Source organism: Candidatus Poribacteria bacterium, assembly GCA_028820845.1.
In the GTDB taxonomy this organism is placed as follows: Bacteria; Poribacteria; WGA-4E; order WGA-4E; family WGA-3G; genus WGA-3G.
In genome coordinates, this window is the sequence record JAPPII010000011.1 from 66,262 (window position 1) to 92,255 (window position 25,994).

Sequence of the window (25,994 nt, forward strand, 5' to 3'; positions counted from 1 at the left end):
TCACGTTAAAATAGGAACATTCATGAACACAAATACAATTTCCAAAAAACAGAAATTTAAACTCACCCCTGAAGAACGAACTTCTTGGAACGAGAACGGATACTTTGTCCGTTACGACGTTTTTACAAAAGAAGAAAACGACGTGATACGTCAGATAGCTGACGATATTGCTATCGGAAAACGATCTTTCCCAGACTATCATATTTTTCAAAACGCTTTAGTCAGAGACGGTAAAGTCGAAGCAGAAGGTATCCAGGCAATGCACAATATCCAATATGTGAGTTGTAATTGTCCTGAATTCCTTGCGCGTACCCGTGATCCCCGGCTCACCGACCCCGTTGTTGACATTCTCGGTCCCGATCTCCTCGGTCTCAACAATCTCTATATTTGGAAGCCTCCAAAAATTGGCTTAGGGTTCCCGTGGCATCAAGATAAATGGTACTTTAATCATCAGTATAAGACCGGAACGACCGTTGCAACATGGACGGCAATTGATGACGCAGATAAAGAAAACGGGTGTCTACATGTTATTCCCGGCAGCCACAAGTATGGCGTTCGTGAACATAAGGACCTTGAAGGTTCACAACAGGGAGAGTTTAAACAGGCAGAAGGTGCTCGCGATGAAGATGGGGTCGCGGTTGAGGTCCCCGCTGGAGCGGTCATCTGGTTCAATAGCCAAGTCCTTCATAAAAGCACGGATAACCACAGTCATCGTTTCCGGCGTGCTAACATAGCACATTATGTGAGTGCGAAAGCAGAATGGACGCGTCCTGAGGCAGTCAATAAAAAACGACCCCCCATGTGGATTCGCGGTAAAACCTACCCCGGTATGGCAGATGAAGTTCAACATGATGTTATACCAATTTTAGACGATTAAGGAATAGGAGCACTCGTGGATACAAATACAACGCTTGAAGAACGAAAGTTTAGACTGACACCTGAAGAACGAACCTCTTGGGACGAGAACGGATACTTTATCCGCTACAACGTTTTTACAAAAGAGGAAAACAACTTTTTAGCACAAATCGCTGATGATATCGCCATCGGAAAACGATCTTTTCCCGCTAAAAATGTTCACCAGAACGCATTGGTCAGAGATGGAGAGACTGAAGCATCCGGTCCCAACGCGATGCACGCTATTCATCATATAAACCACTATTCGCCTGAATTCCTTGAACGCACACGGGACCCGCGCCTCACCGACCCAGTCGTTGACTTAATTGGCCCAAATATCCTCGGTCTCAACAATCTCTATATCTGGAAACCGCCAAAAATCGGTCTCGGGTTTCCATGGCATCAAGATAAATGGTATTTTAACAACCAGTATATAACCACAAAGACAGTCGGCACGTGGACTGCGATTGACGCTGCGGATGTAGAGAATGGGTGTCTCTACGTTATCCCGGGTAGCCATAAAAATGGCGTGCGTGAGCACGTTGAACTTGAAGGATCACAACAGAATGAGTTTAAATTGGCACTCGGGGCAAGGGACGAAGAGGGTGTCGCCGTTGAAGTGCCACCGGGAACCGTCGTATTTTTCAACAATGAATTGCTTCATAAAAGCATGCATAACCACAGCACGCGCTTTCGCAGATGTAACGTCGCACATTATATTTCTGCAGATTCAGAACGTGTTCCGCATAAGAATGTGAAGAATATCCGTCCAGTTATGTGGGTTCGAGGGGATACACACTCAGAAAAAATGGAACCGGTTTGTTCGGAAGCGCTACCTATTCCAGAAGCACAGGAGAATCTATGGGTACCCATACATCACCATTGAAACGTAAATTTGCCTTAACATCTGAAGAAGAATCGGCGTGGGAGGAAAACGGATACTTCGTCCGTTACGACGTTTTCACTGAAGCAGAAAACGATATGCTGCGTCGGATCGCTGACAACATTGTTGATGGGAAACGACCTTTCCCGGTGGATAATATTAATCAAAACGCGTTGGTTAAAGATAGGAAAGTTGAAGCATCGGGTATCCAAGCAATGCACAAAATCCATCATGTCAGTTGTTATATTCCTGAATTCCTCGCACGTGTGCGTGATTCCCGCCTAACGGATCCGATCGTTGACCTATTGGGTCCAAACCTACTCGGTCTCAACAATCTCTATATATGGAAAGCACCAAAGATTGGCTTAGGGTTCCCGTGGCATCAAGACAAATGGTATTTCAACCATCAGTATAAAACTGAAATGACCGTCGGAACGTGGACTGCGATTGATGCTGCAGATATAGATAATGGGTGTCTCTACGTCATTCCGGGTAGCCACAAATATGGCATTCTTGCGCATGAAGACCTTGAAGGTTCGCAACAGAGCGAGTTTAAAATAGCACGCGATGCCAAAGATGAAGATGGTGTTGCTGTTGAAGTGCCGCCGGGAGCAGTCGTTTGGTTCAACAACCAACTCCTGCATAAAAGCACTGACAACCACAGCCTCCGCTTTCGGCGTTGTAACGTCGCGCATTATATCAGTGCAAATGCGGAACGTAATAAGGGTGTAAAGAATATGCGTCCTGTGATGTGGGTTCGGGGGGATACATACTCAGAAAAGATGGAACCCGTCTATCGAGACGTTTTACCAATTCCAGAATCCGAAAACACAAACTAACAGTTTGTGGTACAGGTGCTCACCTATTTTCGGGCTTACTATAATTCGGTGTTTTTTGGATGCCTGGATTTAGTCTGGGAATAGACTAAATCCATTCCTTGTATTACATTCTTGTTGAGGACATGTCTCAACGAAACATTCGCGAACAAGTTCGGGCATCCAAATATTCGGATATTACCAATCTAATTTACCATCGTAGAGCTAATCATCTTCGCGTTCACTCAGCAACTCGCCGCGGGCAAGACGTTCAGCATTCTCGGTAGACCATAAAATGTTCTTCATCAACTTTTGTGCCGTGATGTAACGGGTCGCTGCCAGCATGTGCATCCGCCGTTCTTCACTGTCTTCCGATAAATCGTAATGCCGAAACGCAACTTCCAGCACTTGGAACATGTGGAGCTCCGCATCCTCGCGCAGCAGGATGTGTGCGAGTGTTCGCTTCAACGCATCGATGTCATGTCCCTCTTCGAGATATTGGTTCACCAGGATTTCTGCCTCGTACACCTTCTGGAAGTCCGCAAACTCTTGAAGTCTCGCTAACATTTTATCAGCAGACGCGTAAGTTTCATCCAGTCGCTGACCATGCCTTGGAATCCGGGCGGCGGGCATGTTCAACCAACGCAGATATGCCAAGAAGACCACACCGTGAAAAATCCCGCGCAGCAAATTCGTGCTCGGCGCATACGCAAAAGCCTTGTAGAGCGCGTGGGCATACGAGTAGATGTTCGCGACATCGTGCCAGTCCCCTTCGTTCTTCAGATGGAAACGAGCGGTACGAATCGCAGAAGCGTAGGTCATCGCACGGCAGATGTCTCTCGGATCCACACCAGCGCGTAGTTTCGCCTCGACTATAGCGACAGTCGGTTCAAACTCGTCGCCGAGTAGCGTTTGTGTAAATGCGGAGATATCCAGTTCCGATGTGTTGGCTTGATTCTCTTCCCAGATACTATCAAGTCGCTCAAAAACCGGTTCTAATACAGGCACTGCATCCGCCCATCGCGAAGTCTCTTCATGACGCGTTCGGCTGACGAGATCAACCACAATCGGACGTAAAATCTCATGGGCACCTTCCCATTCGATGTAATCTAATGCCTCGAACATCTTGTTTGCAAAATCGAGGGCGTGTCCGTCGCCAGTGAAGTAGTAGTCGGTTGCTGCTGTGAAGACGAAATCCGCAATCACAGATTTTTCGTAGTCGCGGTCGTTGAGTGTCAGTAAGATGCGCTCCGCCGCGCCTGCGTGCCGTTTATCAATGAAATAGCGGAACCACCGCATGAGCGTTTCGAGATCGTGTGCCTCGCTTACTTGCGGAAACGGTGCGCGATACGGACGTGAACTGCCAGTCGTTCGACGGCTAATCTGGCTCAACCCATGTACGAGAAATAGATTATGGTCTTTCGGGTCAATATCGTCCCATAGGTTCGCAGCGAGAGTGAGAATAGCAACACCTGATGACCAGCCTTCACTACTTTTATGTGCCCCGTAGTGAAGTCCTTGCTGAATGATCTCATTTGGGGTCGCTTTTGCATCTCGAAGTGCTGTAACAGCCTTGGCGATAAAGAAAGTGCTGCGGTCTTTAAGTCCCCGCTCAAGGGCACGCTTGCCGCGATCAATGACCCGTCGTTTTGCGGCTTCCCGCTCACCTTTGGCTAATCCGACATACAGGTAGCCATCATCTCTGAGTTCGACAGGAAACGCTTTCAGATCATCGCCAGATGCCAAAAAGCACCCTCCTGATTTGAGGTCGAATTCCCAGTGATGCCAGTGGCAAATAAGGACACCGTCGCGGATACTGCCTTTCGACATCGGATACCCCATGTGTGGGCAACGGTTATCGACGGCGTAAAATTTATCCTCAAACTTGAAAACCGCGAGGTGTGTACCGTTGACGTGAAAGGGTTTGCCTTCGAGGTCTTCAAAATCATCAGCGAGACAGAGCTGATGGTAAACGAGTTCGGTTTCTTCCACCGCTTCTATCGGCAATTCTTCAATATGGATAGAACCGGCAGGGGTTTCTTGGGGAGTAAATGTTGAAGTCTGCACAATCGACCTCCTAAAGTTTGATGTTCAAGTGTTGCACATTTTATACCACGTTTTTATGTAAATGTCAAGTCTATTTTTTGATTTTTTGCTGAGATAGAAATTTCTTGGTTGTGCCATAACTTTGTGATATACTACGGGTACTATACTGCTCTATCGCATATTTGAAGGAGATTTCAAATCAGATGCATCCCATATATAGACAGGTTGTACAATCTTGGAAACCCACAAGTATTGCCGGAATTGCTGCAGTACTTATCTTGTCGTTTGCCATTCTCGCTACAAGTACCGCACAAACGCCTACAGTCGCAGAGCGCTTGCAAAGCCCCGAGCGGATGCCGATTGTTGAACGACCTTTTACAACGGATCCAGATAAGTTCACCTTCGCTATTATCGGTGATAAAACGGGGGGCGGTTTGGATAAATGGCACGTATTTGACCGGGCGATCGACGAAATCAATGTCCTGAAACCCGACTTCGCCATCATGGTTGGGGATTTAATACAAGGATATACCAGCGATGTGGCGCAGGTTGAAGCGGAGTGGAAAGAATTTTGGCAGCACCAATCCGATTTGATAATCCCGTTTCTGCCCCTGCCTGGCAACCACGATATTACAAATCGAGTCATGTACGACTATTGGCAAAAACACCTCGGACGTACCTATTCCGCGTTTACCTATAAAGGCTGTCTATTTCTCCTACTCAACACGGAAGAGAGACACAGTCTACCTGAAAGCAGTGAAGGCTGGACAGGCACGTGGTTCGGCGATGCACAGATCGCATACATAACCGACGAATTGGCGGAACACAAAAATGTGCGTCATACGTTTGTTATGTTGCACAAACCCGCCTGGCTCCACGAAAACTCCGGTTGGTCTCAGGTTGAGGATGCACTCGCCGATCGGGCGTACACTGTGTTCGCCGGACACTACCATAACTTGACGTTACACACCCGCAACGACCGACGATACTTCGTACTCGGCGCAACAGGGGGTGGGTTCACAGAACGAGAAGCACGCATCGCAGGTGCTTTTGACCACTACAGTATTGTGACGGTAGATGGAAACGAAATTAACGTCGCCATTGTTGAACCCGGAAACATCTATCCTGCGGATTTCTCGACTGCTGAACTCAAAAAGAAGTTGAGAGATATAATCACACTTCAGCCATACCTTGAAATCGAATCGGAGTCCCCAATGTCTGAGGGGAGGCTTGACCTTGCTTTGAAAAATGGTTTAGAAAAACAGGTCGAGGTTGACCTCATTTTCCATTCGAGTGAAAACTGGCAGACAGCACCGAATGAACTTACATTTCTGCTCAAGCCGGGACAGGACGTAATTGGAAGTGTTGTGCTCTCTGCACCATCGGATACCTTTTTGCCCCTACCGACCTACGAGTATTCTATTCTGTACGGTGGCGAGCAGCTATACCGCCGTACGGAAATGGTTTATCCCGTCAATCCATCGGAGATGCAGATGATTACCGATTGGGCACTCCTCGGTCCCTTCACTCTTGATGTAACGGAGGAAATCGCTGCCTCGAATACCGTTCCACCAGACTTCGCTGATGCTCAGCTGCCGACCTATGACAAATCTCTTGATAAAACCTATCAAGGGAAGCACGGAGACATTCAGTGGCAAGAGCATCATGTTGAATCAGGACGGGTCAACTTAGATGTAGTGCTCAATAAACCGGAGTGGTCGTCTGCTTACGGCGTAACCCGCATCAAAAGCCCTGACGCACGACAGGTTTTTGCACAGGTTCGCTGGTGGAGCAATCTCGGTAGGCTCTTTGTCAACGGTGTTGAGATAAATCTCGCAGCAACACCCGGAGAGCATCTGTTTTACGGTAGAGCCTATGTTGAATTACCGCTAAAAGCCGGATGGAATACCATAACTGTCCATTCAGGAGACTACACGGGTGGGTGGAGTTACCAGATGGCGGTTGATAATACGACAAACGCACTCGAATTTAGTAGCAACTCGGATTAAAACACTTTCAACCCGATAGGCGCGATTTTCCAACGTCATTGCTTTTCACCTTGAGTTGGTAGGCGAGGTTTCTAACCTCGCCGGTCGTCCCTTATGAATTTTACCTTGAGTTGGTAGGCGAGGTTTCTAACCTCGCCGGTCGTCCCTTATGAATTTTACCTTGAGTTGGTAGGCGAGGTTTCTAACCTCGCCGGTCGTCCCTGAGGGATCACGCTAATCCGTAAATAGCCTACACCAAAATCCTTCAAACTTGACAAAATGTTCTCCCTACGCTATACTTACACACAAGATGACCTCCTTTAAGGAAAAGTGGTGAATCATGGTTTTTGATAACAAATTTCAGATTTCAAGCGACATTGAAAAGTACATTGACTCGCGTCTGGCAGAGGGTATGAGAAGCGGAACAGCGGAGCAAAAGATTGATACATTGTTCGGCTACATGGAAGACCGTGGACAGTCGTTTTATGATGAGGTCGTGACGCAATTAGAACATGCCCTCCAATGCGCTGCCCTTGCACAGCAGAGCAACGCAGCTTCGACGCTGATTACAGGTGCATTGCTCCACGACATCGGGCATATCATTTTAGATAAACACAGTGCCCGCGAGGCTTTTTTGAATACAGACCTGAATCACGAGGAGGTCGGCGCGCAATATCTGCAACCCTTTTTCCCGGAAGCCGTCACGACCCCTATCCGGCTGCATGTGCCAGCAAAAAGGTACCTATGTACAACCGATCCCTCTTATTGGGACGGGTTATCCGAAGCCTCAAAAAGGAGTCTCAAACTTCAGGGCGGTAACATGTCAGACGAGGAGCGAAAAGCGTTTGAACGGATTCCGTATTTCGAGGATGGACTCACTTTACGGCGATGGGACGATCTCGCAAAGGTGAAGGGTTTGGAAATCGCAGGTTTAGAGACCTACCGAGACATCGTACAACAGTGCCTCGTGTAAAATCCAATATAAGAGTATCCTAACCCACGCGGTAGGTGCGGTTTCCTAACCGCACTAAATAGCATCTTCTGTAGGAGCGAGTGTTTTTGCTTGGGTATTTCTTCACGCTCGCGATCTTAATAAAAATCGTAGGAGTATGAAACATGAGTTACGACACAATCGAATCCAAATTCATCGCAACGCCGGAAAAAGGCGAAGTTTCTTCAATCCTGATACGTCCAGACAACGCGAAATGGCTACTCGTCCTCGGACACGGTGCGGGTACAAATATGCGCCATTCGACCCTCCAAACCATCGCCGAACGGTTAGCAGATATAGGCATCGCAACCTTCCGTTACCAGTTCCCATACATGGAGCGCGGAGGCGGGGGCAGGGAGTCAGAGGCAGTCGCACTCCAAACCGTTCGATCTGCTGCCGCTGCTGCACACGCAGCCGCAAGCGATGTATCCATCCTCGTCGGTGGACACTCTTATAGCGGACGCATGTCCTCAATGTCCGCAGCCAAGGAACCCATTGAGCATGTCAAAGGTCTCGTATTTTTCGCATTCCCGCTGCACCCATCTGGCAGAGAAGGCACAGAGCGCGCTGAACACCTTACTGATGTCACTATCCCGATGCTCTTCCTCTCTGGGACCCGCGATAAATTAGCAGTCCTTGAGCTATTAGAACCCGTCTGCGAAAAGTTAGGCGACAAGGCAACCTTACATCTATTGGACACAGCAGACCATGGCTTCAAAGTCCTCAAACGCCGTAAAACCGAAGAAGACGTATTCGTAGAAATGGCACGGGTTATTAGTGAGTGGGTTGAAACACTGAATTGATAACTACTATAATCCTCATCTCCAAATTCGGTAGGTGCGGTTTCCCAACCGCACCGGATCCCTCCTAAACGCTACTCTTCACTTCTGCTTCCATAGTGATATTCCTAATTTCTAATGGGCGTGTAAAGTGTTGACGCGCGATTATTAAAAGTGCTGCACTGTAGCATAGCCTGTTAGGCTGTGCCAAGTATTTCCCAATCAGTCAAACCCATGCCATTCCCGAAAATCCATGATTCAGACAATAATTGACAAATATTTATACACCCATTTCTAACTTCTCCTATAGTTTGGACGATTTCTGTGAAGCTAATGCTCATTTTCAAAGCGTTTCTGATTTTTCTTCAAGTTCCATAGAAAAACCCAACTCGTACAAAAATAAACGCAAATGGAAGAAGGCACAAGCCCCAGAGGGGCGGAATGTCTATAGAAATACCATTGGTCCCAGGTAATAAAGCCCCAGCGGGGCGATATGTGTATCCCATTTAAAATTGTCAAAGTTTAGTAATTTCTCACTTGACTTTGCTTAACAGATGTATTATACTTTAGTCAAGCAATCGGTGGCACGTCGACGGTTAAAATAACTTACTGTTGGTAGTAGAATGTTGCGTAATCACCTCCTAATTTAACCTTCTTTCAGTGTCGAGTTATGGGGAAAAAATGGCAAGGAAAAAGCGAAAAAGAAAACCCTTAAAAGCAAATCCCAAGCGTCAAGCAGATGCCCAGTTAAGAGGATACCTCTATCAAATCTGGCACAGCGTGAATGCTTGGTTGGATCTTGCTGATGGTGAGATACTCTATCTGGAAGGTGCAGAAGACTTTGACCTCTTATCAAATGATACTGACACGGCAACACAAGTTAAACACACACAACGTCCTATAACGCTCAGATCTCAAGAGGTGAATGACGCAATCAACAACTTTTGGGAATTGCAGACTGACAATCCAGATCGACGTGTGAAATTCCGTTTTCTCACACGATCTAAGATTGGAAAAGAGACACGCAGCTCATTTGGAAAAGGGCATTCGGGTCTTGAAGTATGGAGCCGTTGTTCCGATGATGAACCAGCTATCAAAAAAATATCAGACTTTTTACAAACTGATGGAAAAATATCAGGGGAGGTAAAAGATTTTCTGAAGGGGTCATCACCTCAAGAGATTCATGAACAACTCATTGAACCTATTACTTGGGAAACGGGCAGTAAAGATGCCAGTTTTGTTGAAAAATCCATAAGTGACAAACTGGTTCTTCACGGTAATCGACAACCTATTCCAATCCCGCCTTCTGATGCCAAGAAAGTCGTCGATCATCTTCTCAAAGAAGCCTTAACAGTGGCAACACAAGAAGAAAATCGTGAACTTACCAAAGTTCGATTCCTTGAAATTTTCGAGGATCAAACAACGCAGAAGGTTCCGATTCAGCATTTGCAGCGTCTGCAAATGCTGGCGACACGGACCATACCAGCCAATAATACAAACGCGGCATTTAGCGCAGGTTCATCCGATATTACGATTCAATCTTACCATCATATACAAACTGATATACCTCCGATCTATCTTGATGTTGTTGTTCCGAGGACAGAACTACTCACAGATATCCAAACTAAACTCCAATCTGACGGTATGGTCGTAATCCAAGGAGGCGTGGACACAGGCAAAACAACCCTCGCAAAATTGACCGCAAATGCTATAGATACCGATTGGTTTTGGCTGAAATTTACAGATAAAGAAGCATCTCAGATTGTTCAGACCTACAGCAACTTGCTGATGCAGTAAGTAACCAATCAGCACAAGTCAATGTCGTTCTTGATGATTTGAACTTACAATCTCAGCAGCTGCAAGCGTATGAGGAAGCCTTGGGTGTTGTAACTTACAGGATACTGGAACGTGGTGCAAAATTATTGATCACGAGTCAATATAGCCCACCCAATAACCTTACTCGCAGTCTCGGTTTATCATCGTCGGTAGTTGTCCATGTTCCTAATTTTACCATCTCCGAAATTGAACAATTTGCTATAGAAATGGGTTGCCTCGCTGAAGATGCAAAAGATTTGGCAAAATTGTTTCAATTGCCTACAAAAAGGCATCCAAGGCTTGTACACGCTCTATTTACTCAATTAAGGGAAAAAGACTGGGAGCAACAAGATATGATCGAAAGTATCTTTCAAACATCCTCAGCGATGGCAAAAGAGTTTGAAGATGCGCGCCAATTGCTTGCAGACCTATCAGAAGATCAACGAGAATTTCTCTATAGGCTTAGTCTGACAGTTACTGAATTCAGGAAGGATTGTGCACTTAATATTGGTGAGATACCAAAATCTATATCCCATCCAGGCCACACTTTTAGCCAACTCGTCGGACCTTGGATAGATCAAGTCAGTGAAACTTACTACACAATTTCACCTTTACTGACAAACGCAGCCAAGGAAATTTGGTCCGACGAAAATAAAATAAAGGAACTCCACGCTGACATCGCAAACGCAATCCGAAAAACAAAGAATCTGACTACAATAGAGGCATGGGCTGTGTTCACACATAGTATGGCTGGGGAAAACAAAGAAGGAATTATCGCTTTCATTTATTCATTTATGAACGCTCCACAGAATGATTGGAAAAATCTCTGTCAAGAATTCTCGCTATTAGCACATATTAAAACTGATCCTCCCGAAGAATTATTCCCTGGTGATGCCTTTCTAAATCAAATGTTTCGGTCATTACAATATCGTATTGCGGTTGAGGTGCAACCAGAGTTAGCTCCAAAAATACTTGAAGCCTGGGACGAAGAAACCAAACCTTATGAACCATATCAGTCATATCTACTATCTCGTCTAATGCTGGCTACAGAAGTATTGAGATGCAACCAAATTTTACTCCCAGCCAAGAAGATGGTAGGTTATCTTAAAGAAATGATTGACATCAAAGATAGAGACAAAGATGTTTGGGACATTTTCTACGATTCCATGGGACTATTAGAAGAACATAAAACTGAAAAATCCAACTTTTTCAGTATCCTATTTGGCTTTATCTATGCGCGCCGCCCTATCTACGCTCCATTTCTCAGTGATCTTATTGAGGCACTTGATGAACTTCAACCAGATATTCGATCTATGTTATTGGTAGATTTTGAGGATGATACCATTGACTCCCGAATTCTGATAGATGGTATCTGGGGATCGGAAGCAGATCTTGAAAATCCAGACTGGGGAAGGTGTCTACATGTGTTTGACAAAGTAATTGAAAAAACCACTGATTGGAGTTATCCTCATTTTGCCGCAGCAGCAGCAAGAGCTAAAGCAATGGTCTATGATGAATGCTTAGATAAACCTGATACAGCTCATAAAGTTCTTCAAGATTTTGTGTCAAAAGTGGGACCATCACCAATAATAGAGGAAGAACAAGCAGCTATATATTTGCATCAGAAACGCTATGAAGAAGCACTTAGTATTTACGAACGTATTCTTCCCGAGTGGAACCCACCGTCAGGACAATTAGATGTTATGCCTCCAGAGGGATGTCGTCGTGCTGCTATGTGTGCCGCACATTTAGACGATTGGAAGAAAGCAGCTGCTTTTTTTGAAGATGGTGCAAAGAGAACTCAAAACATTGAGGATACCGAAAGACATATTAGTTTTTACGTGGATGCCGGATTTGCCCACTTTAAGGCAGACAATATGTCGGATAGCATGAAGCTGCTAACCCTAGCGTTGCAAAAATTTGAGACAATTCCCCAAGACAACACAAATGTTAAATACTTCACTTTAAAGAAACGTATAGTGCACACCATACAATGGATGTCAGTATATAATCGTGAAAATTATGCTTCAGAACCTGAAGAACTTCCCTCAGGTTTCTGTAGCAATCCAGACACAAATGAGAAAGTTTTAGAACTACCCGATTCTCCAATAGGAGACGCTTGGTTCTATCTAGCGCAAATTGAGTACAAATTCGGGTACGGAAGGACAGCTTTGGACCATACACTGCAGATCACAGACCGAGATGCCGTTCCAGTGTTAAATCTATTTCTTTCCATTCTTGAAATACAATACGATTTTAAAAACAAAATCTTTAATAAACTGCCAGAACGGATATATCAATTGGTGAATGTGCGCGACTTAATACAGAGGCATAATCAAAGTGAGAAAGGAATTGAAAATCAAGGAATTAATTCTATGCCTATTCCTAATCCACCCGATTTCACTTCTATTGAGAACATTACTAATGTATTGGTAGCATCCATTCTTGTTCAATTATCAATTGGTGTAGATATACATGAAATTCTAACTCTATGGCGTGAGGATTCGTCAGAATCATCTATAAAAGAAAACATGACAACTGCTCTTAACCTAATTGAATCAATGTTGTTTGGAGATCAAAATAATGCACTAAGGGTGATGAAAGCACAAGATGCTAAACCTGAAGAATGTCTTGCAGCAGCATTAAAAATTATTCATAACACCGAAACAAGCTCAGAAAATCTTTTTCATGCACATGCGCTCATTGTACCTTATCTGGTTAGTAGTCTAATATGGCTAGATTCCTTTGAAACAGGTTTAGCGGAACTTCTTTCTGTCCAGTGGCTTGAAAAAATAAAGTTCCGATCGACCTTGAAAACACCGATGATTACAGTGCCCCAAATAGAACAAGCTTGCAACAGCAGGGCAACAGGTAAGAAAAAAATCGGGCAGATTCTACTCGCTACGCATCAGGCTGTTTCACTCAGGTTGGACCCTGAGACTTTGCAGCAGTTTCACAGTTGGTCAGAATCGGCATCAGAACAGAAACAGGCACCTGCAATAAGAAAAAATGCCGCTGCCCAACATCTCATCAAAGCAATGAAAAAACCACCACATCTCACCGATGAAGACATTGAAGCACTGCACCAGTCAATTGAAGAGGGGAAAATACCTGTGAAGTTCGATTCGCCCTTTGAGCCGGATGAACAGAAAAAAGAATGAACAAGTATCTCTTGGAAACAACGACGTGGAGTCTGTTGATGAAAGATAACCCCAAAGTTAAAGGACGTTTAAATTCTCTAACCGAGTCGGATTATCCTTTTATTTCTCCTATTGTTAAAGGTGAGATTCTGTTCGGAATAGCTCGACTCCCTGCTGGAAAAAGAAAACAAGATCTCCAGCAAAAGGCAGATGAATTATTTACTGCAGTCCCGTGTGACCCAATTCCAGAGAACGTTAGCGATGTCTATGCCCGGATAAAAATTACAGCGCAACAACAAGGGACACCTTTAGACGAATGCGACCTCTGGATTGCTGCTACGGCACTTGCTCTTGATGCGATCCTGGTTACTTCTGATTCCGATTATCAGAGAATTGCCGAGGTAGGATTGCGCTTGGAAGATTGGAAGAACTAACGAGAGGAGAATACTTCAATTCGACAGCACAAACAAACCAAAAGGAATTGCCCATGCCCACACTCGAATTCAAAGGAAAACAACACATCTACGCACACCACCTTACTGTCCCCTACCGACCGCTCGAACCCGACGAAGGCCGCTCCTGCAATCCAACCGACACAGACGACAACCTCATCATCCACGGCGACAACCTACATGCCCTCAAAGCACTACTCCCACGCTACGCCAACCGTGTTAAATGCATCTACATCGACCCACCCTACAACACCGGTAACGAAGGATGGGTCTACAACGATAACGTAAACAGCCCACTCATGCAGCAATGGCTTGCGGAGAACACTCCCATTGATAACGAAGACTTGGAACGGCATGACAAATGGCTCTGTATGATGTGGTCCAGATTGCATCTTTTCAAAGAACTACTTTCGGAGGACGGTGTAATTTTTATCTCCATTGACGACAACGAAGTGCATCATCTAAGAATGCTAATGGATGAGATTTTTACAGAGAGAAATTTTAGGAATGTAATTAGTGTCCGCCGTGGTGTCAAAAGTGTTCAAGCCCAATTTGAGTATGTAGATCGCCTGAATGTCGGTTCGGAATATATACTTTTCTTCAGCAAATCCCCTGATATGAAATTTCCTCATTTGACAGTCGAAGTCGATGAAGATAAAGCTGGAAGCTGGAACAATCATTGGCGCGGCACTGACAGACCAACGATGCGATATGAGTTGATGGGGATAACCCCAGAAACAGGTCAATGGAGATGGTCGAAGGAGAGAAGCCTAGCTGCTATAGAAAACTATGCCCGTTTGCTTGACGAGTGCGGATCCAGTCCTACCCAAACTGAAATTGATGAATGGTGGTTTGCGCAATCACCCCAAAAACCCGACTTGCTACGAAGGTCAACGACAAATCGTCCTGAACATTTTGTCCCTCCATCAGATAGACGAATAGTGAGCTCTTTGTGGACAGATTTGATTATTAATGAGTCTGCCTCTTTAATGAGAGCATTAGGTATTGACTTTCCAAATCCAAAACGGACGGATTTAATAAAACGAATTGTCGACTACGCAACCGCTGGTGATGAAAACGCTATTATCCTTGATTCCTTCGCTGGCAGCGGTACCACCGCCCACGCAGTTTTAGCACTCAACAAAGCAGATAGTGGCAATCGGAAGTTTATTCTCATTGAATGCGAAGACTACGCCGATACCATCACCGCCGAACGCGTCCGTCGCGTCATCAATGGTGTCCCCGATGCCCGTGACGATGCCCTCCGCGAAGGCTTGGGAGGCTCCTTTACCTATTGCACCTTGGGAAAACCTATTGAGGTAGAGGCGATGCTCACCGGCGAAGCGTTGCCATCGTATTCAGCACTCGCCGCTAATCTACTGTATACCACCGCTGGTGTTTCTGTAGGCGCGGACACATTGGAAGCACAAAATGATGATGGACTTTTTCACAGCGACGATAAAAACGACTACCATCTCATCTACAAACCCGATCTTGAATACCTCCGCAGCAACGCCGCTATCCTTAACCTTGAGCGCGCCGAACGCATCCGAGATACCAGCAATCAAAACGGTAGAAAAGCAATCGTCTACGCAGCAGGCAACTACATCGGTCAACGTGAACTCACAAACATGGGCATTATATTTTGCCAACTCCCCGAGGCCCTGCACGAGAGGTAGTAGGGCCTTTAGAAAGCCTGCACGCCGAAGCTTTCCACCATTGTATGCTGCAACAAAAGGATTTATCAACACCGTTGACTTTTTACTTGTTCTGTGGTAGACTTTATTAGCGTAGAAGATATTAAAGGCCGCAGTCTACCACAAGACAAAAATCTACGCATATATAATGAAAGTTAGAGAAGTAATCAAACTACTTAAAGATGATGGGTGGTTTGCTCACAAAACAAGAGGGAGCCATAGACATTTTAAACATCCAACTAAACCTGGAAAAGTGACAGTTCCAGGACAGATGGGTAAAGATGTCCATCCCCGTACATTGAACTATATTTTGAAACAGGCTTCTCTAAAAAAAGGAGACTTTAACTAATGCGTTATCTCGTGTTTTTTGAACAAGGCGACACAAATTATAGTGCGTATGTTCCTGATCTTCCTGTGTGTGTAGCAGTCGGTGATACACTTGAAGAAACACGTAGGGAAATCTCTGAAGCCATAAAATTTCATATCGAATGTTTACAAGAAGACGGAGAAACTGTTCCAAAGCCCACTTCAAAATTACCTAATCAAACACCCTCAGGGGTTTCAGCCGAATTTGTTAGTATAGAGTTAAAATCAAAGAAACAAATAGTTTTGCCTTCCTACCAACATGTATCAAGATAAAAATAATCTTGGAAATCTTACAATCCAGTGAATCCTGGTTCAGATATTTTCAAAGGATATAGCCCCATGATGGAGCTAAAGGAGTATCAGCGAGGTGCACTCGACGCTTTGGCGCGTTGGTTAGAGGCACTTGCGGAAGCAAGGCGTGATTCAGAAACTACAATTGAGATGCTGCAGCAGAGACAAATTGATACCTCACTTATCAATGAGTTACGCAATTATCCAAAAGCTGCGTGGCAAAAACTAAAGGAAAATGGCAGCGTTGCAACAACTGCAGGTGAACACGTTGACCGCACCGACGAGGCAAACCGCCCAATTCCCCATATCTGCTTCAAAGTGCCAACAGGTGGTGGTAAAACTTTGCTCGCTGCCGCCGCATTAGAACGTCTTCCGTGGCAACGCGGGTTAGTCCTATGGATCGTGCCAAGCAAGGCAATCTACGCCCAAACAAAAGCTGCTCTATGGGATAAGCAACATCCTTACCGTAAAATGTTGAATCGGGCAAGCGCAGGGCGCGTCAAAATGCTCGAAAAAGAGGACACCTTCAACAGAGACGACATCGCCAACTACCTCTGCGTCATGCTGTTGATGCTCCCAGCAACCAACCGGCAAAGGGGCAGAGAATTTCTCCGGATGTTTCGGGATTCTGGACGCTACCCAAGCTTTTTCCCCGATATTGATAACATCTTCGGCAATACTGAGATGCTAAATGAATACCCCGATCTGGAGTGTCATACCGAACGCGGACTCATCAAACAGAGTCTCTTTAACGTGTTCAAAATACTCCGTCCAATCGTTGTGCTGGACGAGGCACATAAAGCTTATGGTGCAAGAAATCAGGCAGCAAACGAAGAATTTGCCAAGTCTATTAACCGTCTTGACCCACGGATGGTAATCGAACTCTCTGCTACACCGAACCGTGGGATTAGCAACCTCCTCGTTGATATTGGGGGCCCCGACCTCAAAAAAGAGGAAATGATTAAGTTACCCGTGCAGGTAACCTCGTTCCCAAACGCTGAGTGGCAGTTAACACTCGGACAAGCAGCGGACGAACTTGAGCGGCTTGATAACGAAGCAAGGGCACTTGAAAACAGCACAGGACGGTATATCCGACCTATCGCTGTTGTGCGAGTTGAACGAACAGGGAGGGATCAGCGAGATGGTGTGCGAATCCACGCCGAGGATGTCCGGGAGTACCTTACGCAAAATCTTGGGGTGCCTTTGAACGCAGTTCGTGTCAAATCCGCCGAAAACGATGAACTCGGTCGCGAAAATATACTCTCTGAATTCTCGCAAGTGCGTTGGATTATCACAAAATCCGCACTGATGGAAGGGTGGGATTGTCCATTTGCCTATCTGTTAGTAATGCTTGACAATACACAAGCACAAAGGGCTATTACGCAACTTGTAGGCAGGGTCATGCGGCAACCCCACGCCCAATGCACCGGGAACGCATTGCTGGATCAGTGTTACGTCTATTGCAATAACGCCGAGGTCGGAACCGTTGTCACACAAGTTACGAATGGATTGGAATCGGAAGGACTAACAGGTTTAGGGGACGAAGTGGTGGGTACATCAGGTTCACAGCAAACAGATGCAGTTCAAGAGGTCGAGCGGCAAACTATAACACGTCGCCAACAGTTCCAGAATCAGAGCATTTATCTGCCGATGGTCCTCCATAAAGATGGCGAAAATTGGGTCCGCCTCAATTATCAGGCACATATCCTACCGCATATAGAGTGGTCACTAATTGAACCGCCCGACCCGAACGCATCAGCACCCGAGGGGGTCCGACGACAATCCGCAACAGTTGATGTCGATGAGGCTCCACCTGTTTTCCATACCGAGCAAGAACCACACATTGAGAGGCAAATAAGCATTTCCGATTTTGCACGGCGACTGTCTGACCTAATGCCCAATCTCTGGCAAGCCGCTCGGATTGCAGAGCAGATGTACGAACGTCTCAGAACGGAGGGTGAAACCGAAGCAGCCATCTACGATAGGCGTTCTTACCTCGCGCATGTCCTACGAGAACACGTAAAAAGTGAAGGCGAGAAACAGGCAGAACAGATTTTTCGCAGAAAACTGGATCAGGGCGAGATCCGTTTTGATTTGGAGACCCAAGAACCCAATTACCAGATGGTGGACAGTTATGAAATACAGGTCTCCTCTGATGATAGACCCCTGTTAAGAAGGGATTATCAACCGTTGCAGCTAACCCTGTTTGAAACGGTATTTGAGCAGCAATTTGATTCCGAGCTGGAAAGAAGGTTTGCCTATTATCTTGATGAGGAACTTGCATTACAATGGTGGCACCGAGTCGCGGCGCGTCAACGCGGCGAGTATTACGTGCAAGGTTGGAAGCGAGGACGTATTTACCCCGATTTTGTCGCAATGGCAAACGAAATTGGCGGCGTGAAGCACGTCATGATTTTTGACACAAAAGGGCAGCATCTCGAAGGTAACCTTGACACCGAATACAAACGAAAAGTGTTGGAAACGCTTGAGGGCGCGTTCAATACCGCAGGTAGGATGGTCGTGCGTGATGGTCCCACACGTCACGGTATTTTTCAGTTGGTGTTCAGTGATCAGGAATTTCTGGAAATATCCGCCCGATTGGATATTGATGTGTATTCCATGGGAAGATAGCAAGGCATTGCACAAAAACGTTGTTTCTTGAAATTACATAGCAATAATGGTATACTGTCAGCAAGACAACCGGAGAAAAGACATGTTTAACAGCCTGACGGAACTCATAGAAAAAATACATCTCGGCGAAGACGCAACGATAGAATTCAAAAGAGAACTGCCGCGCAGAAGCAACCTTGCTGACGAGATCGCTGCTTTTGCCAATGCCAGGGGCGGCGTAATACTTATTGGGGTTGACGACACTGGCGAAATCGTTGGTTTAAACCGGCAGGAATTGGATAACGCGGAAAAAACAGTCGTTGAAATATGTCAGGACAGTATTGATCCGATCCTTCTCATTTTTACAGAAAAGCTACGGATTGACGGTAAGAATCTGTTAAAAATAGAGGTACCGAGAAGCCTGTTTGTTCACAAGACCTCTAACGGTTATTTCATACGCCAAGGAAGTAGTAAAAGGGAGATGCCCACCGAACAGTTGGCGCGGTTGTTTCAAACGCGCTCGCAAGCACGTATTATCGCCTTTGACGAACAGTTCGTCCCGAATACAGATGAAAATACATTAAAGAGCGACCTCTACCAGCGGTTTATCACAGAAGGAGCCACAGAAGATGAAGTAGAAGACTTACTCCTTAAAAGGCGTTTACTCGTCAAGGAAGATGGTCAGAACCGTGCCTCTGTAGCCGGTGTACTGATGTGTCATGAGAACCCTGATGACTACCTCTACAACAGTTTCATTCAAGCCGTTTTTTATCTCAGTAAGGAAATGGATGCAAACCACCAACTTGATGCCCAGGACTTTAAGGGACCACTTGACCAACAGATTATACACGCTATGAGGTTTGTTAAAAGATATAACGCAGTCGCAGCGCGGAAGGATGTTGGCAGAATAGACTATCCAGAATATAGCATGCGCGCCATATTTGAAGCGATAGTCAACGCTGTTGTGCATAGAGACTATTCAAAAACCGGTTCAAAAATACGGCTGTTTATGTTCGACGACCGGCTGGAACTTTACTCGCCGGGAGCACTGGCAAATACGGTGACAGTGGACAATCTACGTTATAGTCAAGCCACACGTAATGAACTCCTTGCACGATTGCTTTCAGAAATTACATTAGACGATGATATGAGAAGGCAGGTAGCTCGGCGACATTTTTTAGAACGCCGAGGGGAAGGGGTCGGTATCATCTTGAACGAAAGCGAAACACTAAGCGGGAAAACACCTGTGTATGAGGTATTTGACGAAGAATTACGTTTGACGATTTTTGCAGCAAAGTCCCCCCACGAAGTGGAGAAACAGTAAAAACCAATGCCTACACCTACCTTCAAAATCACCGCTATTGAAAGCCAACTTTACGAATGGGACAAACCGCCTATCTGGAACGGTATGCACGTATACGATAAGGGCAGACTCCATCTCGTAAAAGTGACAGCTTTTGAACAGTACCGAGAATGGTACTTGATCGGTTCGCAAATGTTGAAGGACGATGTCCTCTTGACACGCCGACACCGCCAAAAAATTCAGAATCAGTTGAACCAGCAAATGGGGGATATGATTCTATGAAAGAGCAACCCGTTGGAGTTGGACGAAGTGCTGTTGATTATTCCGTTGGACAACGGCCCGTACATAATACCTATGAACCACCCAACCCTATTCCACAGTTTCGAGCGCGCCCGAAAATACATCAGGCGGAGCCTTCCATCAAGAGACCCGCATATTCGACAATCACGCAGCGGCTAACAAAAACGGGAGTGCCTGAGACATCCGCGGATCCCCTGACAGCAGAATCGAAAAAAAATAATTGACTTAATTTACGAATTCTGCTACACTCCTCTCATCAAAATTCTCAAACAATGGGAGGTTAAAAGACCGTGAGACACGTTTGTTTAGTCTTGTTTATTACTGTATTTGCCGTAGCTTCTACCTTTGCAGGGATCCCTGACGATGCCGATTTGCTTTCATGGATTGGTGAAGGGAGTGGAAACAAAGCCGTTGATGGAACCGGAAACGGGAATGATGGCACATTTCACGGTAACGCCAAGTGGGTTGCCGATGGCAAATTTCAGGCAGGGATTTCCCTCAAAGGCGCGGAAACCTACATGGAAGTCCCCGATCAGATCGCTGAAGAAGGAAGCCTACTCTTCTGGTTCAAACCCGATTGGGACGGCTCCGATGGTGACGATTATCGGATTTTTGATGCCAGTTTCGGACCCATTTACTTCTTCGTGTCCAAAGGGGCTAACCACGCTGACATCAACCCCGAAGATTTCGGTTTCTATTTTGAAGCGGCTGACGATGCCGATTGGCAGGATGTTGAATTCGATCCAGACGGAATCATAAAGAAGGGCGAATGGTTCCATGTCGCAGCAACATGGGACTTTGGGGGCGGAAATCCTTTCCTATACATTGACGGTGCGGAGGCAGCAACCAGCGGTAAGAAAATTACCGGTGGATTCCCGCAGCTCCACGAAAAACCGAGATTCGGATGGGAAACTGTTCCTTATATTCCCTTCCTGAACGGCGCAGAAGGCATTATTGATGAAATCTCTTTTTGGCAGCGTGCCCTTGATGAAGGTGAGATTCAGGAGATGATGGACACCAGCTTGGATGTCAAAGCGGAGGGGAAACTCGCTGTTACGTGGGGCGATTTAAAGGTCACTCGCTAACAACGCAGTTGGACAAACTGTCCATATAAAACCTTATTTTTGTAAGTCTGGCGATGCATTTCGCCAGACTTTTTTATTTTTCAATTGAACTTTTTAAACCTTTAAAAAAGCGGTTCCGTTGTCCTCCCTAAAGCCCGAGGCAGCCAGAGACTCAAATCTGGAATATAGGTCACCAATACTAACGCTATCAATAGCAAGACAATAAACAAGAGAACCGAACGGTAGAGCACAACGACTGACCGATCAAACTTCATGCTGGAGATGAATAAATTCATGCCAACCGGCGGGGTCAAATAACCGATCTCAAGGTTCGTTAAGACGATGATGCCCAAGTGCGCTTTATCAATTCCGAACTCTTCGGCGATGGGCAGCAACAACGGGACAACGATGATGACCGCTGAAAAAATGTCCATCAGACACCCGACGATGAGCAGAAAAATATTGAGTCCAATGAGCGTGACAACCTTGTTTTCAGTTGTCGCTTGAATCCAATCGAGGACAGTTGTCGGTACATCAAGCGTGATGAGGTAGTTTGTTAGACCTAAAGCGATACCTAAGATGATGAGGATTGCCCCGACAAGCAGCGTACTCTCTTTGACAATACGCGGTAAGACTTTCACTGAAATGGAGCGGTGGATGCCAAATTCCACGATACAGGCGTAGATAGCCGTCAGCGCGGCGGCTTCATCCAATGTAACGAAGCCGGAGATGATACCACCTAACACAACAAACGGAAGAAGCAGCTCCCATTTTACGTCCCAGAGCGTTCGGAGAAAAACGCGAATATCGAACGGTGTGGTCTCAATTCGTTTGGCAAGACTCCATCCGCAGCAATAGAAACTCAAAATACCGAGGATAAGCAGGCCCGGAATAATACCCGCAAGGAACATCCTTTCGATAGGTACCTGAGCGATAATCGCGTAGAGAATCAGCGGAACACACGGCGGAAATAGGAGTCCGATACTCCCGGAAGCCGTCACCAAACCGAGCGAGAATCTGTCGCTATACGTCTGACGCAGGATTGGATATAGTAATCCGCCGAGAGCGATAATCGTTACGCCAGACGCGCCTGTAAAAGTTGTGAAGAAGGCACAAGTTCCAAGGACAACCACGGCAATCCCGCCGGGTAACCATCCAACGCTGGCACGCGCAAACGCAATCAACCGCTGCGGTGCCTTCCCTTCAGCGATGATATAGCCCGCAAAGGTGAAGAGTGGGATAATCAGGATTGTCGAATTTCTCGTGAGTCGGTTGAAGTCGATGAGGATCGTTGAAATCGGTTCGCCTGCCGTGAGGTATCCGATAATTGATGCACCACCTAATAGAACGAAGAGTGCACCGCCGAAAAGCGCGAAACCTACCAGTCCAATACCAATGATGAGACCCATTATTCCGGCACTCCTTTACTCACGTCGGGAACCGCTCCGCTATTTGTTAAACGGATGCCAATCTGAAGGGCGAAGTGAAGTCCGATGAGGACAAATCCGACCGGAATAATGCTCTTTGCCCACCACAAGGGGATGTTACCTATTAGTACAGCCTCGCTTGATTGTTCATCTATAACGAAATCGAAGCCGTAGTATGCTAAGATGCCGACAACAATCAGAGCGAGGCAATCAACACTCAGGTTACTCCATCGCGTGATTTTTTCGGGAAGAATTCGGCTAAGCACATCAATACTGATGTGTCGTCTCTCACACGTGGCAAGCGCAGCCCCGAGGAAACACAACCAGAGCGTCAAATGCTGGAGCATTGTATCGCTCCACGCCAGACTCATTTGAAACCCATAGCGCAAGACAATTTTGAGGACCGCAAGTCCTAACATCATTGCAATAATCGCACACAGCAAGCCGGTTTCAATCTTACCCAGACCGGTATTGATACGCTGTAGAAACAAAGCCGTGTTGTGTGGGACTTGCGGATGCTCGGTGCTTGCTTTAGAGAAATCGTTCATGAGTTATTTCCCTTGCGCTAACACCTGGATCCCCGCCGATGGCAGTACAGCAACTTTCGCGTTTGCGGGCAGCTTATCAGCAAATAGCGCAATGAGTTGTTCGAGATCACGGAAGAGGAGTGCCCCCGGGTGCTTCTTGTAAAAATCGTCCACTAAAAAGTGTTCTGACCAGACGTGCAATTGCTCTTGATTCCCAAGCTGTGGTGCAGGGAGTTCAGATGCTGTCCGCTCCGCTTTCTGTTCAAGGAAACGGGCGTAGTCGATTTGATCGAACAGCCCATGGTAGCAGATGCCGTCACTCGCTGGATTCAGTGCCATCTTATACGCTTTCTCAAAATGACGTGTTGCCCAGAGGGCTTTGCCCGTCTGGATTGGATCGCTATCGAGCGGATAACAGTTTAGCACAACGAGATCTGTCTCTTTCCGGCTCGCTTCTGGGATCTCTGTGCCGTAAGTCTCCAAAGCGAAGTGAGCGCCTTTCCGATGCGCCTGTACAAAATCGCCGACGAACAACCCGCAGATTTCACGACGACTGTTGAGCACCGTGTTGACGATCACATCAAGACCCAAGACACCTGCCACGGCTTCAGAGAAATCACGGTGGTCCGGTTCACTGCCTTTTCTTTCTATAACAGCGTGTCCACGACTCGGTGAGAAAGAGTGGAAATAGAACATCGTCGTGAAACCGGCAATTCCTGGGACAACCAATTTCGCACCACCACCGAAACCGACGGAACCGTGCGGATAGATACCACCCAAACAAATCTTGAAATCCGCATCTGCAACAACTCGGTTGAGATAGATCGGCATGCCGTTATCAAGGCTCCCTAATGCACGGAGATCACCGCTCATAAAATCGTGGCTGGTGGCTTCGTGCGCAGCGGCAACGTCTGCCCCAATCTTTTTCGCAACTTCTTCATCGGTGAGGGGACGGTGGGAACCGCCACCAACAACAAATCGGATCTCGGATTTCGGGACACCCGCTGACGCTAATTCACGCAAGAGGAAAGGAACCACTGTCGCAGCGGGGGTCGGACGACTCAAATCGTCTACAATGATAGCAGCACTTTTCTTGCCTTTTGCGAGGTCTGAGATGCGGGATGTGCCGATTGGCTCAGCAAATGCTTGTTCAATTTGGGCATCCGAAAGCACAGGTGCATCCTTGGGACCTAATGTTTCGACCTCCCAACCCGAAGGAAAATTCAGCGTCAATTCTTCATCCCCGTACCATGCACGGGAGTGGACTGTAGCAGTGTTGTTCATACGGTTTCTCCATTTACTGGATCAGTCTCTGGGACTAATACCTGAATTCCGGCTGCTGGCAAGACACCGACGCGCGCCCGTGCCGGAAGTTTCTTTGCGAAGAGTTGAATCACTTGTTCAAGGTTGCGAAAAAGGCGTGCCGCTGGGTATTCCTTGTAGAACTCATCTGCCCCAAAGTGCTCAGACCAGACGTGTAGTTGGTTGCGTCTTCCGATTTCCGGTGCCGGAGGTTCAGACGGAATCTGTTGCGCCCGCTGGTCGAGGTAACGCCGATAATCAAGTCTATCGTACAGTCCGTGGTAACAGCTGCCGTCACTCGCTGGGTAGAGGGCTAATGTATAGGCGTTCTCGAAATAGCTAAAAGCCGCCAACGCCTTGTCGAGTTGGATCGCATCAGAATCAAGTGGGTAGCAGTTGACTATAACCAAATCGGTCTCTTTTTCGTTAATTTCAGATACCGGTGTGCTATAAGTATCCAAGGCGAAACGTGCCCCTGCGCGGTGTGCCTTCACAAAGTCACCTACGAACACCCCAGAGATCTCGCGATAACTATTCAGGGTAACGTTTGCGATAGCGTCAAGTCCGAGAATTTGTGCTGCTCTCTCAGCACAGTCGCGTCGGTCAAGTGCTACCTCTCCCTCAATTACTGCGGGACCACGGCTTGATGAGAAAGTATGGAAATAGAATATTGTCGCAAATCCTGCGACACCCGGGACAATCAACTTCGCACCCCCGGTAAAACCGACGGAACTGTGCGGATAGAAGCCCCCGATACAGATTTTGAAATCCGCATCTGCAACGATACGATTAATATAGATAGGCATGCCGTTATCAAGGTTACCCAATGCCCGGAGATCGCCTGCCAGGAAGTTATGGTTTGTTACCTCGTATTCCGCAGCCACATCTGCCCCAATCTTTATAGGGATCTCTGCATCCGTTAGGGGACGATGGGAACCGGGTCCAACAACAAAACGGATTTCGGACTTTGGAACACCCGCTACCGTTAACTCGCGCAAGAGAAACGGGATAACTCTTGCAGCAGGTGTCGGGCGACTCAGATCATCCACAACAATAGCAGCACTTTTCTTGCCTTTTGCGAGTTCTGAGATGCGAGGCGTGCAGATTGGCTCAGCGAATGCACGTTCGATTTGTGCGTCAGAGAGGGCAGGGGCATCCTTAGGTCCTAACATTTCTACTTCCCAATTGGTTGGGAAATTCAGTGGCAACGCCTTGTCTCCGTACCAGGCACCGGAACGAACTGTAATAGTATTATTCATAAATGCTTCCCATCTTAAAATAATATGATTGGAATGGTCTAATTC

Annotated in this window: 21 protein-coding genes and 1 pseudogene; 17 read left to right on the forward strand and 5 right to left on the reverse strand. The window is 46.5% G+C overall.

Annotated features, from left to right (window positions below; translation table 11 throughout):
• Nucleotides 1-22: 22 nt before the first annotated feature.
• Genes OXN25_02490 through OXN25_02500 form a run of 3 tightly spaced genes read left to right on the forward strand, consistent with a single transcriptional unit; the run spans nt 23 to nt 2,616 of the window.
• Nucleotides 23-877, forward strand: coding sequence for a phytanoyl-CoA dioxygenase family protein (locus tag OXN25_02490; GenBank protein ID MDE0423719.1), 855 nt, complete (start codon nt 23-25; stop codon nt 875-877).
• 15 nt (nt 878-892) lie between these two features.
• Nucleotides 893-1,780, forward strand: a complete 888-nt coding sequence (locus tag OXN25_02495; GenBank protein MDE0423720.1) for a phytanoyl-CoA dioxygenase family protein — start codon at nt 893-895, stop codon at nt 1,778-1,780.
• On the forward strand, nt 1,756-2,616 hold the full coding sequence (locus OXN25_02500; protein ID MDE0423721.1) for a phytanoyl-CoA dioxygenase family protein: 861 nt from the start codon (nt 1,756-1,758) through the stop codon (nt 2,614-2,616). Before OXN25_02495 ends, OXN25_02500 begins: the two co-directional genes overlap by 25 nt.
• Before the next feature lie 201 nt (nt 2,617-2,817).
• Here OXN25_02500 and OXN25_02505 read toward each other — a convergent pair whose 3' ends face one another.
• The gene (locus tag OXN25_02505; GenBank protein ID MDE0423722.1) at nt 2,818-4,659 is read right to left on the reverse strand and encodes a Rieske (2Fe-2S) protein; all 1,842 of its coding nucleotides are present in this window, start codon (nt 4,657-4,659) and stop codon (nt 2,818-2,820) included.
• A gap of 182 nt (nt 4,660-4,841) precedes the next feature.
• On the opposite strand from OXN25_02505, the gene OXN25_02510 reads away from it, so the two are divergent.
• The 14 genes and pseudogenes from OXN25_02510 (at nt 4,842) to OXN25_02575 (ending at nt 21,455) form a co-directional block, all read left to right on the forward strand.
• A complete protein-coding gene (locus OXN25_02510; GenBank protein ID MDE0423723.1) occupies nt 4,842-6,647 on the forward strand; it encodes a metallophosphoesterase in 1,806 nt (601 codons plus the stop codon).
• A gap of 319 nt (nt 6,648-6,966) precedes the next feature.
• Nucleotides 6,967-7,599, forward strand: a complete 633-nt coding sequence (locus OXN25_02515; GenBank protein ID MDE0423724.1) for an HD domain-containing protein — start codon at nt 6,967-6,969, stop codon at nt 7,597-7,599.
• A 143-nt stretch (nt 7,600-7,742) separates the two neighbouring features.
• Nucleotides 7,743-8,420, forward strand: coding sequence for an alpha/beta hydrolase (locus tag OXN25_02520; GenBank protein MDE0423725.1), 678 nt, complete (start codon nt 7,743-7,745; stop codon nt 8,418-8,420).
• Between the two features lie 657 nt (nt 8,421-9,077).
• Nucleotides 9,078-10,193 carry a hypothetical protein gene (locus OXN25_02525; protein ID MDE0423726.1) on the forward strand — a complete coding sequence of 372 codons (1,116 nt, stop codon included), beginning with the start codon at nt 9,078-9,080 and terminating at the stop codon, nt 10,191-10,193.
• An 80-nt stretch (nt 10,194-10,273) separates the two neighbouring features.
• On the forward strand, nt 10,274-13,372 hold the full coding sequence (locus OXN25_02530) for a hypothetical protein (GenBank protein ID MDE0423727.1): 3,099 nt from the start codon (nt 10,274-10,276) through the stop codon (nt 13,370-13,372).
• Nucleotides 13,369-13,785: a type II toxin-antitoxin system VapC family toxin gene (locus tag OXN25_02535; GenBank protein ID MDE0423728.1), complete on the forward strand. Its 417-nt coding sequence runs from the start codon at nt 13,369-13,371 to the stop codon at nt 13,783-13,785. The genes OXN25_02530 and OXN25_02535 overlap by 4 nt, the downstream gene beginning before the upstream one ends.
• 53 nt (nt 13,786-13,838) lie before the next feature.
• Entirely contained in the window at nt 13,839-15,482 is a 1,644-nt protein-coding gene (locus OXN25_02540; GenBank protein ID MDE0423729.1) for a site-specific DNA-methyltransferase, read from the forward strand.
• A gap of 166 nt (nt 15,483-15,648) precedes the next feature.
• Nucleotides 15,649-15,849, forward strand: a complete 201-nt coding sequence (locus tag OXN25_02545) for a type II toxin-antitoxin system HicA family toxin (GenBank protein MDE0423730.1) — start codon at nt 15,649-15,651, stop codon at nt 15,847-15,849.
• Nucleotides 15,849-16,031: pseudogene (locus OXN25_02550) on the forward strand (type II toxin-antitoxin system HicB family antitoxin). The gene OXN25_02545 and the pseudogene OXN25_02550 overlap by 1 nt, the downstream one beginning before the upstream one ends.
• A 174-nt stretch (nt 16,032-16,205) precedes the next feature.
• Nucleotides 16,206-18,788 (forward strand): DEAD/DEAH box helicase family protein, encoded by a 2,583-nt coding sequence (locus OXN25_02555; GenBank protein ID MDE0423731.1) that lies wholly within the window; start codon nt 16,206-16,208, stop codon nt 18,786-18,788.
• A gap of 82 nt (nt 18,789-18,870) precedes the next feature.
• Nucleotides 18,871-20,091 (forward strand): putative DNA binding domain-containing protein, encoded by a 1,221-nt coding sequence (locus OXN25_02560; protein ID MDE0423732.1) that lies wholly within the window; start codon nt 18,871-18,873, stop codon nt 20,089-20,091.
• Between the two features lie 6 nt (nt 20,092-20,097).
• Nucleotides 20,098-20,352: a hypothetical protein gene (locus tag OXN25_02565; protein MDE0423733.1), complete on the forward strand. Its 255-nt coding sequence runs from the start codon at nt 20,098-20,100 to the stop codon at nt 20,350-20,352.
• Nucleotides 20,349-20,594, forward strand: coding sequence for a hypothetical protein (locus tag OXN25_02570; protein ID MDE0423734.1), 246 nt, complete (start codon nt 20,349-20,351; stop codon nt 20,592-20,594). Before OXN25_02565 ends, OXN25_02570 begins: the two co-directional genes overlap by 4 nt.
• Before the next feature lie 66 nt (nt 20,595-20,660).
• Nucleotides 20,661-21,455 carry a LamG domain-containing protein gene (locus OXN25_02575; GenBank protein MDE0423735.1) on the forward strand — a complete coding sequence of 265 codons (795 nt, stop codon included), beginning with the start codon at nt 20,661-20,663 and terminating at the stop codon, nt 21,453-21,455.
• 101 nt (nt 21,456-21,556) lie between these two features.
• Here OXN25_02575 and OXN25_02580 read toward each other — a convergent pair whose 3' ends face one another.
• The 4 genes from OXN25_02580 to OXN25_02595 are packed head-to-tail and all read right to left on the reverse strand — an operon-like array spanning nt 21,557 to nt 25,949.
• Nucleotides 21,557-22,843 (reverse strand): TRAP transporter large permease subunit, encoded by a 1,287-nt coding sequence (locus OXN25_02580; GenBank protein MDE0423736.1) that lies wholly within the window; start codon nt 22,841-22,843, stop codon nt 21,557-21,559.
• A complete protein-coding gene (locus tag OXN25_02585; protein MDE0423737.1) occupies nt 22,843-23,409 on the reverse strand; it encodes a TRAP transporter small permease in 567 nt (188 codons plus the stop codon). The genes OXN25_02580 and OXN25_02585 overlap by 1 nt, the downstream gene beginning before the upstream one ends.
• A 3-nt stretch (nt 23,410-23,412) precedes the next feature.
• Nucleotides 23,413-24,672 (reverse strand): lactate racemase domain-containing protein, encoded by a 1,260-nt coding sequence (locus OXN25_02590; protein MDE0423738.1) that lies wholly within the window; start codon nt 24,670-24,672, stop codon nt 23,413-23,415.
• Nucleotides 24,669-25,949, reverse strand: coding sequence for a lactate racemase domain-containing protein (locus OXN25_02595; GenBank protein MDE0423739.1), 1,281 nt, complete (start codon nt 25,947-25,949; stop codon nt 24,669-24,671). The genes OXN25_02590 and OXN25_02595 overlap by 4 nt, the downstream gene beginning before the upstream one ends.
• Between the last annotated feature and the right edge of the window lie 45 nt (nt 25,950-25,994).

What these genes read in the sequence shown, in the direction of transcription:
- OXN25_02510 (MDE0423723.1), top strand. Translation starts at nt 4,842, where the DNA reads ATGCATCCCATATATAGACAGGTTGTACAATCTTGGAAACCCACAAGT.
- OXN25_02525 (MDE0423726.1), top strand. Translation starts at nt 9,078, where the DNA reads ATGGCAAGGAAAAAGCGAAAAAGAAAACCCTTAAAAGCAAATCCCAAG.
- OXN25_02520 (MDE0423725.1), top strand. Translation starts at nt 7,743, where the DNA reads ATGAGTTACGACACAATCGAATCCAAATTCATCGCAACGCCGGAAAAA.
- OXN25_02535 (MDE0423728.1), top strand. Translation starts at nt 13,369, where the DNA reads ATGAACAAGTATCTCTTGGAAACAACGACGTGGAGTCTGTTGATGAAA.
- OXN25_02565 (MDE0423733.1), top strand. Translation starts at nt 20,098, where the DNA reads ATGCCTACACCTACCTTCAAAATCACCGCTATTGAAAGCCAACTTTAC.
- OXN25_02555 (MDE0423731.1), top strand. Translation starts at nt 16,206, where the DNA reads ATGATGGAGCTAAAGGAGTATCAGCGAGGTGCACTCGACGCTTTGGCG.
- OXN25_02515 (MDE0423724.1), top strand. Translation starts at nt 6,967, where the DNA reads ATGGTTTTTGATAACAAATTTCAGATTTCAAGCGACATTGAAAAGTAC.
- OXN25_02595 (MDE0423739.1), bottom strand. Translation starts at nt 25,949, where the DNA reads ATGAATAATACTATTACAGTTCGTTCCGGTGCCTGGTACGGAGACAAG.
- OXN25_02585 (MDE0423737.1), bottom strand. Translation starts at nt 23,409, where the DNA reads ATGAACGATTTCTCTAAAGCAAGCACCGAGCATCCGCAAGTCCCACAC.
- OXN25_02540 (MDE0423729.1), top strand. Translation starts at nt 13,839, where the DNA reads ATGCCCACACTCGAATTCAAAGGAAAACAACACATCTACGCACACCAC.
- OXN25_02490 (MDE0423719.1), top strand. Translation starts at nt 23, where the DNA reads ATGAACACAAATACAATTTCCAAAAAACAGAAATTTAAACTCACCCCT.
- OXN25_02545 (MDE0423730.1), top strand. Translation starts at nt 15,649, where the DNA reads ATGAAAGTTAGAGAAGTAATCAAACTACTTAAAGATGATGGGTGGTTT.
- OXN25_02570 (MDE0423734.1), top strand. Translation starts at nt 20,349, where the DNA reads ATGAAAGAGCAACCCGTTGGAGTTGGACGAAGTGCTGTTGATTATTCC.
- OXN25_02580 (MDE0423736.1), bottom strand. Translation starts at nt 22,843, where the DNA reads ATGGGTCTCATCATTGGTATTGGACTGGTAGGTTTCGCGCTTTTCGGC.
- OXN25_02590 (MDE0423738.1), bottom strand. Translation starts at nt 24,672, where the DNA reads ATGAACAACACTGCTACAGTCCACTCCCGTGCATGGTACGGGGATGAA.
- OXN25_02560 (MDE0423732.1), top strand. Translation starts at nt 18,871, where the DNA reads ATGTTTAACAGCCTGACGGAACTCATAGAAAAAATACATCTCGGCGAA.
- OXN25_02500 (MDE0423721.1), top strand. Translation starts at nt 1,756, where the DNA reads ATGGGTACCCATACATCACCATTGAAACGTAAATTTGCCTTAACATCT.